The following is an 11,320-nucleotide window of genomic DNA, read 5'->3' as shown; positions in this document are numbered from 1 at the left end:
ACCTCCTTAAAATGTGTCGGTGAGATGAAGAAAACGTTCATTTCTAAATAAAGAACAGGCCTTCACCGTTCCGTGTTCTTGTTCAGTAGTTTCACTAGATGAAACATAATTTCAAAATCATAACTTTAGTTCTAAGTATACCGTTTTCACCTTCGTACGTAAAGGGCTTTTTGCCTGTGCAAGCACGCTTTTGAACGAATGAAGGCGTTTACTAAAATCTGATGGGAGCAAGCATGATTTCGAGCTTTCCTGAATGTTTTTACAGGGGCTTTATCCGAAACTGTGTACATACAACGGATTTTTCCTTCATATGCATAGTAGGAGATCAAGCCATGGAATGAGCAGTTGGATAGAGACTAACTCATGTCAAAGGGGGACATAAGCTTGGAACGCGAATGGAAGAGCGCCTTGTATACGTACGTCAACCAGTACAATCGCTGTGAGATCGATTACCGTCCACAGGCGAGTGAACGAATCGTAACCGATCCCGAATTTGTGGTGGAACGGGGAGAGCGCATGGCAAGGCTGGATGAATGGTACCGCAGACGGCGCGCCGTACCTCTTCGCAGCGAGACCAGTGCCAAGCTTGTGCGTACTCTCATTGATGGATCGGAAGAAGCGGTAATTGAAGTGCAGCTCTACAGCAGATTGTTCTATGAAAAGAGCGGGATTACTCATCGCGAGGATCGAATTGAGCGGGAAAGGTTAACCTTTTTACGCGAAAATGAGCGGTGGAGTATTGCGCGTGTGGAGCGTGAAGTGCCCGAACGGCGTCCAGCCGGGGAAGGACGTCCGTATCAGCAGGCTGATTTTGTACAGGCGGGGAACCGACCGCTGTTGAACCGGGAAGTATTGAGCCAGGGACGAAGAGCCAGAAGACAAATCTACCGTCGGGATCTGGCTGTTGCCTACGCTGATCGGTGGTGGAATGCGGGCAATCCGGCTTTTGAAGAATTCGATGTGGACTGCACCAATTATGTGTCCCAATGTCTCTTTGCAGGGGAAGCACCCATCCACTATACTGGTAGAAGAGAAGCAGGCTGGTGGTACAAAGGGTATGTGAACGGCTCGGAAATGTGGAGCTACAGCTGGGCTGTATCCAACAGCCTGGCAAGATATTTGTCCGGCAGCAGCTGGGGGCTGACAGCCACCGAGGTGGATCGCCCTGAGCAGCTTATGCTTGGCGATGTTATTTTCTATGACTGGGACGGCGACGGAAGGTTCCAGCACAGCACGGTGGTCACCGCTTTTGATGCGGGAGGCATGCCGCTTGTGAACGCACATACGGTCAGCAGCCGTCACCGTTTTTGGGACTACCGGGATTCCTATGCCTGGACGGAGCAGACGGCATACCGGCTTTTTCATATTGCAGATGAGTTTTAAAAGGTAAAGATTTGCGGGCTGCGGTGACGCAGACAGCCCGTTCCGTGTAAAATAAGAATAGAAACCGGAAGCAGCCGGGCAGGGATTTGAGATGGCTGCGCAGACAGCATCACGTACAGATATAATCGGAGGTTACGCATGAGTATGAATAAATTAAAAGTAGGCGTCGTATACGGCGGAAAATCGGGCGAACACGAAGTGTCGCTGCAAACGGCGTTTGCTGTAACAAATGCATTTGATTATGAAAAGTATGAACTGGTTCCTTTTTATATCTCCAAACAGGGGACGTGGAAAAAAGGAGCGGTGATGCATGCACCTTTTGCACGCATCGAAGACTTGAAGCTGGAAAGCTCGGCGGGCGGCACACAGGACGCACTGAATGCATTGTTTGCACGTTTATCGGGCGGGGCGGAAGCGCTGGACATCATGTTCCCGCTGCTCCACGGCACGTTTGGAGAGGATGGCACCATCCAGGGCATGTTTGAGATGGCAGATATGCCGTATGTGGGTGCAGGCGTGCTGGCTTCGGCAGGCGGCATGGACAAAGTGGTGATGAAAAAGCTGTTCGCTCAGGCTGGGATTGACCAGTGTGCCTTTACGTATTTTAACGCGACACAATGGAAGCAGGCTCAGCACGATATGATCGTCCAGGTCGAGGACCAGCTTGGTTATCCGTGTTTTATCAAACCGGCCAACCTTGGCTCTAGTGTAGGGATCTCCAAAGCGCGTAACCGCGATGAACTGAAAACAGCCATTGAGTTTGCACTACGGTATGACACCAAAGTTGTGGTTGAGGAGTTTGTAGAAGCTCGTGAAGTTGAGGTTAGTGTTCTCGGCAATGATGAACCGATGGCATCGGTTCCCGGCGAGATTGTATCCTCCGGCGAATATTATGATTATGCTGCCAAATACATTGACGGACAGTCTCAGATGCTGATTCCTGCACCGCTGGACACAGAGGCAGCTGACCGCATCCGTGAAGCAGCCCTGCAGGCATTCCGTGCGATTGAAGGTAACGGCATTTCACGTGTGGATTTCTTCGTTCGCAAGTCGGATGGAGCGCTGCTCATTAATGAAGTGAACACTATGCCAGGCTTTACGCCTTACAGTATGTACCCACTTTTATGGCGCGAGACAGGTGTATCGTATGCCGAATTGCTGGATCGTATGATCGAACTGGGACTGGAGCGGTATAACCGCAAGCAGGCACTGAATTACGAAAACGGCGTTCAGGCGTAGCCTGAGACGAACCGAATCAGGAAATCAGGAGGAATGTGCATGGGATTTCAGACAGAGTTTAATTCAGTATGCAAATTCAAAAGCGAGCAGGAGCTTTTCGAACTGCTGGAATACGGTCGCGGCAAAATGGTCAAACAAGGCTTCCGGGTGTTCCCAACCGGGCAAAAGGTCATTGCTTACACCCCGGATAATACAGCCGTGGCGATTGTGAAGATCGTGGCTTCCATTGCAGAGATCAATTTTCAGAACCAGGAAGTGACGGAAGTGGAAATGCAGCTTATTCGTAAGCTGACGGAGGAAGAATCACGGATTCAGACGGCACTGGCCGACGAGATGTTCTTTGGTGAGCAGGCTCAGGAATAGAGCCCATTGATGGGCCTATCACTGGGGTTTAACTTGAGGGCATGACTTCTTGCAAAGAGCGCCTGGAGGATTTGCAAGCATGCGATTATGGTCCCTTGTTTAGGGTAAAACTTGGTTATATACCGTGTCGGCTTATCTTCGCGGCTGCTGCAGCCGTGCGGTCTGTCCGCCCTAAACAGAGAGGAAGAAAATGATGCTTGTACGTTTCGGTTACGTGGCGATGTCGGTGCTCGTGGAGAATGCTTCGCCTTCACGGACCATGACGATGGCCAGTTTTAAAAAAATCGACGACAGGGAAGCGGCTCTTCGCAAGCTGGAACGCATTGCAGCCGAGAACCTGCACAATACATTACGTTTGCTCAGGCATAATAAAGGCAGCCATATTCATGTATATCGCTTTTCTTCGAAATTGATTCCACTTGCAACCCATGAGGACTTAAGTGACTGGGACCCGTTCCCGGCACTGAAGCCGGATTTCGAAGCCATCGGTCATTTTGTGAAGGAAAACGAGATGCGCGTCTCCTTTCATCCGGATCATTTTACCGTGCTGAGTACGCCTCGTGAAGAGGTGCTGCGCAGCTCAATGAAGGATCTGCGTCATCATGTCCGGATGCTGAATGCCATGGGTCTCAATGCTACAGCCAAGAACAATATTCATATTGGTGGTGCATACGGGGACAAGCCCTCGGCAGCACGGCGTTTTGAGGAGAATTTTTCAACACTGGACCTTGACATCCAGGAGCGATTGACACTTGAAAATGATGATAAAACCTTCAATTCGCCCGAAACGCTGGCAGTATGTCAGAACCTCGGCCTGCCTATGGTACTTGATATCCATCATCAGTGGGTGAACAATGAAGGCGAGCAGCCATGGGAGCTGTGGCCGGATATTTTAAAGACTTGGCAGTCACCGCTCGCACAGGCCGATGCACCAGCGGATAAGCCGCTGGTACCGAAAATTCATGTCTCCAGCCCGAAGAGCGAGAAGGACCTTCGTGGCCATGCGGATGGAGTCGAGGTTGAGCCGCTGCTTGATTTTCTGCGTCATATTGCGGCAGATACCCCAGCCCTTGATGTAATGATTGAGGCGAAACGTAAGGATGAGGCTCTGGTGCAGCTGATGCAGAAACTGGCTTTCTATCAGAATGAGGGTGTGGAGTGGGTAGATGAGTCCACCGTTCGCATCCATCCCTGAAGCCAAAAGGGGCTTGGGCGGTAAGAAACTTTACACACGCTCGGACGTATACTTCTAACAAGTATTTTAACTTTTTCGTAGATTGATATAGAAAGTAGAGTGAACGCTTTGAGTGAAAAGGAAAAGGTACCTTATGTCGTGACAAGCAAAAGCTATACTGCCGTTGCCATTAATGCCGCATCCAAGGCGGGCGAGTGGATCAAGAGCCGTCTGGGTACGGTAAGTGAACTAGGAACCAAATATTCTCCGCAGGATTTGGTAACCGAAGTCGATAAAGGCGCGGAGCAGATGATTCGCCGCCTGATTCTAACCCATTTTCCAGATCACGCTGTTCTGGGTGAGGAAGGAGTCGAACCAGGACCTGAGGCTTCAGCAAGAGCGCTGAAAGAGGCAGCAGAGGAGGAGTACCTCTGGATTGTGGATCCGGTGGATGGCACGACGAACTTTGTGCATGGATTCCCATTCTATTCGGTTTCCATTGCGCTGGCACATAAGGGCGAAGTCATCGTGGGTGTCATCTATGACCCTTCCCGGGACGAATTATTTGTTGCTGAAAAAGGGAAAGGAGCCTACGTGCACGGAAACCGGATGACGGTATCGGGTGAAGAAACACTTGCACAGAGCCTTGTGGCGGTAGGCTTCCCGGCAGATACCACGTTTGCGCTGCCGCTGAATATGGCTGCTGTTCAGGCCCTTGCTCCGCAGGTTCGCAACCTGCGTGCAGGCGGCTCCGCTGCAATTCATCTGGCTTACGTTGCCGCAGGACGGCTGAGTGCCTATACGGAAGTTGGCCTCAAGCCGTGGGATATTGCCGCAGGAGCACTGCTGGTAGCGGAATCCGGTGGTAAAGTCACGGATACCGTTGGAACACCATATACACTGGCGGTAAACCATATCGCTGCCAGCAATGGCAAGGTTCATGATGCATTGACCAATGTGTTGAAGGAAGCCAAGGCTACAGGTTTGGAATAAGTAGACACCACTTTAGTGAAGGAGCGAATAACAATGGATGAGTCCAAAGAACTTGAACAACGGCTTAGCGACATGCTGACGGAAGGAGACATGGAAGCATCCGTCGATGCTGAAGAGCAGGAACGTCAGCTCATTCCTCCCAAATACGAGGTGCGCATTCAGACGGAACGAGACCCGATCGTGGAGGAAACATTAAAGTTTCGCAATATGGCTCGGGAACTGGATGACCGCTATGATCGCTATCTGGAACGTGCTGCCGGGTCGAAAACAAAGGCGAATGGCAAACCATTGTCAGATCAAGACCAAGTTACAGGCCAAGGTGCAGACTCAGAGCAGGGACAAGAGTAAATGAGCCCGCACAAAACAAAACGTATGATCATTCATAAACCCTGGACCCTAAGGCACTCAATAGAGATGAATTGTATGATTAACGGACTTCCCAACGATGGGGAGTCTGTTATTTTATGCCCATTTATAGGAAAGAGGACAGGACCTGCTCCAAGATGATAGAATAGTTTTACACAAGCATATGTCATCAGAATGACTGACTTACTATATAATTGTGTGAAATATAGATGCAACCAAAGGAGTGTTCACTAGAATGAAACGTAAACGGATATGGAAAAACACAGCTGCAGGTCTCTCAGCCAGTATGCTGGCGGGTATGCTGCTGTTCACATCGTCCGCATTGCCTGCACATGCTGCTGATGCCAAAACGAGCGTATTACCTGTGGCTTCGGACGAAACATCGAAGACTGCACCGAAGAAAGATGCAGCGGCAGTGACGAAAGAGTTCCGCATCGTTACACTGGGTGACTCCATTACTGTAGGGTATGAGCCTAAGATGACCACTGCCCCATATGGTTATGTTGAGCGTTTGCAGGAACAAGGTCTGCTGCATGGGCGTACACAGGTAGATAACTTCGGTATCGCCGGACTTAAGACCAGCGGTCTGAAGAACTTTACTGATGCCGTTAACGAAGGAGAGACGCTTACTGCGGATGCAATTCAGCCTAACCTGCCTGATCCGAGAGCCGGTCAGATTGGTGCAAACACGGCTTCCATCCGTGAGAGCATTGCACAGGCCAATCTCGTAGCGATGACGATTGGTGGCAATGACGTATCCGAGCTGCTTGGTACAGCGAACACCTTGAGCGATCAGGAGCTGCAGGAGAAAGTGAAAGAGCTGCTGGCCACGTATACAACCAATGTTACTGCGATCATTAATAATATTCATGCAGTTAATCCATCGGCCCGGATCGTCATTGCAGATCAGTACCAGCCGATGCCGGAAGTCGCTGGCAAAGAGCTGTATGCCAAGCTGATGCAGGCTTCCCAGGGCTTTACACAAACGATTGACGGCATTGCCGCTCAGTTCGCAGCTCAGGGTACAGATGTGAAAGTGGCTCATGTAGCCAAAGATTTTGTTGGCGGTGAAGGCACGATGACACATATGATCAAAGACCGTGATTTTCACCCGAATCAATTCGGATATGCTGCCATTGCTGAAGAGTTTGCCAAAACAATCTGGGGCGACTACACCAAACTGGCTGCACCAGATGCAGGTCAACCGATGAACATCATTGTCAGCGGCAAAACACTCAACACTCCATATAAACCGATTATCCGCAACGGCAAAAACTTTGTGGCAATCCAGGACATTGTCAACGCCGTAGGAGCCAAAACAGTGTGGGATAATAAAACCGCAACCGCAACCATTACTTACGGTGACCGCAAAGTAGCTGTGAAGATCGGAGCTAATGCCTTAAAAGTGAATGGCACATCCGTTGCTGTGGACACCCCGGCTTTCCTGAACAAAGTAGGTAAGGAATCCAAAACCTATGTACCGGTAGCTATGGTGGCTGAAGGTCTTGGTTTTGACGTGCAGTATATCGCGAAGCTCAAAACGGTATTTGTAAATCCGTAGAAATCATGATTTCATTAGCGTTTAAATGAATAAAATAGTTAACGGGCGCTTCCAACTAAATCAAATAGCCTTAGTCCTGAAGAATTAGGACTAAGGCTATTTGCTATAATTATGCACTTTGGTTCTACCTGAAATAATAAGTACTCACCGTTTAGCTACGACTACAAGGAATTAGCTGTGAACAAAAGTGTTGAGTCAGTTTTATATTGCATTTTTTTGAGGTTTCATGACAGTCTTTAAGAAAAACAGTGGATATATCATTAAATACAAATTAAATCCCCACCAATAAATATCGAAATCGCCAGCATATGCCCAGAAGGCAATTGCCTGCAATCCGGAGCAAAAGGTTAGGACTAGAGATATGAGTGACCATGGTCTCCATAAAGGGTTGCTTCGTTGATATAAATAAAGACTGCTCAAACCTGTAATTGAGATAAGAATATCCAAAGGAAAAAAGGACCAGTTCCAGTTGATCATAATGGGATTAGTATAGTCTTTAAAAGCCCAAGAGTCAGGTATGATTTGAAAATATATGATAATCCAGTAGACGATAAAACCTATATCGGTGACCAAAAAAAAGGGTTTTAAAATTTTCATGTTACTCCTTCCCAATCATCATATCATTTGATTCAACATTTTATTTTTTAAGAGAAAACGGCTTAAATAAAACGAAATTATTAATGTGATACTACTCACCAGCATAACCTTGATTATAATATTCACATCAATGGTTTGTAGAGCTAGCTGTAAAGATACAATTATAGGAGCTTGAAAAATATAAATTGCATAGCTTGAACGGTTGAATCTGGATAAAAATGAATTAGTAAAATTGAACTTTGTCTTAAAGACAGTGATTATTTTTAGAATAATCCCAATAGATGTAAACGGCTCCCAGAAAGAATAATAAAGAGATTCAAAGGTGAATCCTCCATAAAAGGAAGCGAGACTTCCTCCGTACAAATCAATGAGTAAAAATGCTGCAGGCAAAGTCACAATAGTTATTAAAGAGATTCGGAAATAAAAGCTCGTGAGCAGCGAGTCTATCTGATCTAGCCAGTTATTCCTGTAAGCAACGGTGCCGAGCCAAAATAACATAATATACTGTGGAAAGTATCCCAAGGAAAAATCATGTATATATAACATATTGGTAGGAAAGATTAATCTTGTTACAAAATTCAAAGATCCTATTAATAGGATGAAATACAATATGCCTATTTTGGATGGGAAGTTTATTTTTACAGTAAAGCCTCCAAACCATTTTCGTACCAAGCCATAGATTGAGGAAAAATAAAACAGAGCCATAATGAACCACATGTTGTAAAACCCAAAAGAAGATAAGGAAAGATGGGACTGAGGTTCTACCAAAAATATACAAAAAGGATTTAGAATAAAGTAATAGAATAAAGCGGGAATAAGTAACTTGAAGACTCTTCCTTTTATATAAGGATAGAATCCTTTTTTATCAAATGAAGGTGGTGTAAAATAAGCTGATATAAAAAAGAATAGACCCATGAAAAATGTCTGGCATACAGCATTAACAAAGGTAAGGATCGTTTTGGATAGTTCATCGTTGGATAGTTCAACATAATACCAGCCACCTTCAGCCCCGTAAGCACTGTTTGTATGAAATACAATTACCAGCACTGCCATAAAAGACTTTATATTATCCAGATATAAAATCTTCTTATTCATTTAAGAGATTTCCTTTCGAGCAATGCCTGCAACAAAGGTATGGGACAAATCGAGCTTTTTCTCTAAATGCAGCACGTGATCGAGCTGTTTCTTAATTTGATCCAAAATTTCATCTTCTTTCTCTCGATCGATGACATCTAAAAAACCTGCTGCTGCACCTGAACGTAAGACCCACTCCATAGCATCGTCCGATGATTGGCACGGTATAGGCTGCTCTCCTTCCCATGAATGTAACGTCTGTAAATTTCCTCGTAAAAACCATTTGTTTAATACTGTAGGATTCTGCGGTAGTTCTACCTTAATATAGCGCTGCAGGTAAGAAGGGTTTAAACTTAAAACTTTCTCGAATGCATCCATAAGTACCTTCTCAGAATCAACTCGTGTCTCTATTATTCCTACCTTTCCTTCTGGTTTTAATACACGCTTTACTTCTCTCATAAAAAGTACAGGATTGGTATAACAGATGGCCCAACCACAGACTACAGTATCAAAGCTGGAACTGGGTGTCTGTTTAAGGAAGGTCATCATATCATTCAGCTGCAGATTAACTTTTAGAGAAGGGTAGTTTAATAATTTCGAGCGAGCAACCTCAAGCATGCCATTGGAAAGGTCCACTGTAGTAATTGATCCCTTACCCTGGAGCCTCTGAGCAATCTCGTTAGTGATATAACCGGTACCACAAGCTAGTTCTAGAATATCTTGACCAGGAGTAATGTTTATTTTATCTAGTAAATGAATTGAATGCTCTCCCATAATTTTAGAGAAAAAAGAATCGTAATCTCCGCTTGCTTTATCATAATCTTTTGTGTTATTTGCGTGTTTGTTGGTCATTTTGTACCAAACCATACGAAAGAGCAATTCGAGTTTATTAAGCATAGGATATAATTCTCCTTATAAGTTACTTTTAGCTATTTAGTAGAGGAATACTTTCCTTTCCACTGCTTAGTTTTAATTCCCGCCCTATATCCTCGAAAATATGTAAAGATTCATCAAGCTGCTCAGAGGTATGTGTCGCCATTAAAGAAATACGAATCATTTCTCCGCCTTCTTGGACCGCTGGAGAAATTACCGGGTTTGTATAAATACCTGCATCCATTAAGGCTTTCCAAAAAATAAAGGTTTTCATCGCGCTGCCTACATGTATGGGAATAATGGGCGTCTGGCTATTCCCGGTATTGAATCCTAAATCTCGTAAACCTTCAACCATCTTTTTGGTATGTCTATGAAGTCGATCTCGACGTTCAGGTTCGTTTCTAATAATCTCAAGTGCTTTAAGACATGCAGCAGTACTCGCAGGTGTCATACTCGCACTAAAAATCATGCTTCTTCCCTTGTGAAGAATATAATCAACAATCTCTTCATCACCAGCCACAAAACCTCCCAGACTACCAAAAGACTTGCTGAATGTTCCCGTTATAAGATCTATCTTGGATTCCACATCCAGATACTCTCCTGTTCCCCTTCCGTTGATACCAAGAACTCCGACTCCATGGGCATCATCTACAAGTAATCTGGCACCGTATTGCTCCTTAAGCGCAACAATGGTTTTAAGATTGGAGATATCCCCCTCCATACTAAATACACCGTCAACTATTATTAGTTTACCTGTATCTTTTGGAGCAGCCTTTAGTTTCGTTTCAAGATCATTCATATCATTATGTTTGAATCGTAATGTTTTACAAGAGGAGAGGCGGAGTCCATCAACAATTGAGGCATGCACTTGTCGATCAACGATAGCAATATCGTTACGTCCCATGATTGCTGAGATGACCCCGAGGTTTGTTTGGTATCCTGTTGAAAATACAATAGCTCGATCACGATTTAAAAATGCTGCTAACTCAGTTTCTAATTCTAAATGCAGTGGAAGGGTTCCATTTAAGAATCTGGAGCCGCATGATGATGTGCCGTAATCTTTCATTGCTTCAGCAGCTGCTTGAGTAAGTCTTACATCGCTTGATAATCCTATATAGTCATTTGACCCAAGCATAATCATATGTTGATTATCAACAATGGCTGTTGTACCCATCTTTTCTTGAATAGGTTTAAAATACGGATAAGAATCATTAGCACGCATATTCTTTACTACTTCCCAGTTCATACATTTATGGAATATATCCAATGTAATCTCTCCAATATCAATTAATTTCACTACTATACTTAGCCTCTTCTTGGCTATTAGTTTGCTGATCTTTGGTAAGATTTAATGTAACTACACCAACAATAATTAAAATAATTGCAATAAACTTCACAAAAGAGAAGCGTTCGTTAAAATATAAAAGACCAATGCAAGAGATAAAGACGATTCCCATTCCTGACCATACTGCATAAGCAACGGAAACATCGATTTTTTTTAGAGTTAATGTAAGAAAGGACAAACTTCCTAAGTAAAATACAATCAGAAGTATGCTGGGGATAAGTTTGGTGAAACCATTGGAAAGTTTCATACTTGTGGTCCCGGCTACTTCAAATATAATTGCCAATACTAAATAGACCCACTCGACAATAATCACCTCCTTATTATTGAGGAATAATAAGCTTGGATTTGACAA

General features: G+C 44.9%; 12 protein-coding genes. 7 read left to right on the top strand and 5 right to left on the bottom strand.

Features of this window, described 5'->3' with window-relative positions:
- Positions 1-384: 384 nt before the first annotated feature.
- The 7 genes from ABXS70_RS22745 to ABXS70_RS22715 all read left to right on the top strand — a co-directional run bounded on the left by ABXS70_RS22745 (position 385) and on the right by ABXS70_RS22715 (position 7,079).
- Entirely contained in the window at positions 385-1,383 is a 999-nt protein-coding gene (locus ABXS70_RS22745; RefSeq protein ID WP_366291035.1) for an amidase domain-containing protein, read from the top strand.
- Between the two features lie 138 nt (positions 1,384-1,521).
- On the top strand, positions 1,522-2,622 hold the full coding sequence (locus tag ABXS70_RS22740; protein ID WP_366291032.1) for a D-alanine--D-alanine ligase: 1,101 nt from the start codon (positions 1,522-1,524) through the stop codon (positions 2,620-2,622).
- A gap of 39 nt (positions 2,623-2,661) precedes the next feature.
- Positions 2,662-2,985, top strand: a complete 324-nt coding sequence (locus tag ABXS70_RS22735) for a hypothetical protein (RefSeq protein ID WP_342554127.1) — start codon at positions 2,662-2,664, stop codon at positions 2,983-2,985.
- 193 nt (positions 2,986-3,178) lie between these two features.
- On the top strand, positions 3,179-4,180 hold the full coding sequence (uvsE, locus tag ABXS70_RS22730) for a UV DNA damage repair endonuclease UvsE (RefSeq protein WP_366296741.1): 1,002 nt from the start codon (positions 3,179-3,181) through the stop codon (positions 4,178-4,180).
- A gap of 108 nt (positions 4,181-4,288) precedes the next feature.
- Complete coding sequence (locus ABXS70_RS22725; RefSeq protein WP_342554128.1) at positions 4,289-5,152, top strand: inositol monophosphatase family protein; 864 nt, start codon at positions 4,289-4,291, stop codon at positions 5,150-5,152.
- 33 nt (positions 5,153-5,185) lie between these two features.
- Positions 5,186-5,500 (top strand): hypothetical protein, encoded by a 315-nt coding sequence (locus tag ABXS70_RS22720; RefSeq protein WP_366291028.1) that lies wholly within the window; start codon positions 5,186-5,188, stop codon positions 5,498-5,500.
- 253 nt (positions 5,501-5,753) lie between these two features.
- A complete protein-coding gene (locus ABXS70_RS22715) occupies positions 5,754-7,079 on the top strand; it encodes a stalk domain-containing protein (protein ID WP_342554130.1) in 1,326 nt (441 codons plus the stop codon).
- Between the two features lie 201 nt (positions 7,080-7,280).
- On the opposite strand, the gene ABXS70_RS22710 is transcribed toward ABXS70_RS22715, so the two are convergent.
- Genes ABXS70_RS22710 through ABXS70_RS22690 form a run of 5 tightly spaced genes read right to left on the bottom strand, consistent with a single transcriptional unit; the run spans position 7,281 to position 11,275 of the window.
- A complete protein-coding gene (locus tag ABXS70_RS22710) occupies positions 7,281-7,676 on the bottom strand; it encodes a YvaD family protein (RefSeq protein ID WP_342554131.1) in 396 nt (131 codons plus the stop codon).
- 18 nt (positions 7,677-7,694) lie between these two features.
- Positions 7,695-8,771, bottom strand: coding sequence for an acyltransferase (locus ABXS70_RS22705; RefSeq protein ID WP_366291024.1), 1,077 nt, complete (start codon positions 8,769-8,771; stop codon positions 7,695-7,697).
- Positions 8,772-9,647, bottom strand: coding sequence for a class I SAM-dependent methyltransferase (locus ABXS70_RS22700; protein ID WP_342554133.1), 876 nt, complete (start codon positions 9,645-9,647; stop codon positions 8,772-8,774).
- Positions 9,648-9,675: 28 nt separating this feature from the next.
- Positions 9,676-10,920 carry an aminotransferase class I/II-fold pyridoxal phosphate-dependent enzyme gene (locus ABXS70_RS22695; protein ID WP_342554134.1) on the bottom strand — a complete coding sequence of 415 codons (1,245 nt, stop codon included), beginning with the start codon at positions 10,918-10,920 and terminating at the stop codon, positions 9,676-9,678.
- Positions 10,907-11,275 (bottom strand): multidrug efflux SMR transporter, encoded by a 369-nt coding sequence (locus ABXS70_RS22690; RefSeq protein ID WP_366296739.1) that lies wholly within the window; start codon positions 11,273-11,275, stop codon positions 10,907-10,909. The genes ABXS70_RS22695 and ABXS70_RS22690 overlap by 14 nt, the downstream gene beginning before the upstream one ends.
- Positions 11,276-11,320: the final 45 nt, after the last annotated feature.

The sequence above is a fragment of the Paenibacillus sp. AN1007 genome, assembly GCF_040702995.1.
Classification (GTDB): Bacteria; Bacillota; Bacilli; order Paenibacillales; family Paenibacillaceae; genus Paenibacillus.
The sequence above is the reverse complement of the archived record's forward strand: the minus strand, read 5'-3'. Positions and strand labels throughout refer to the sequence as shown.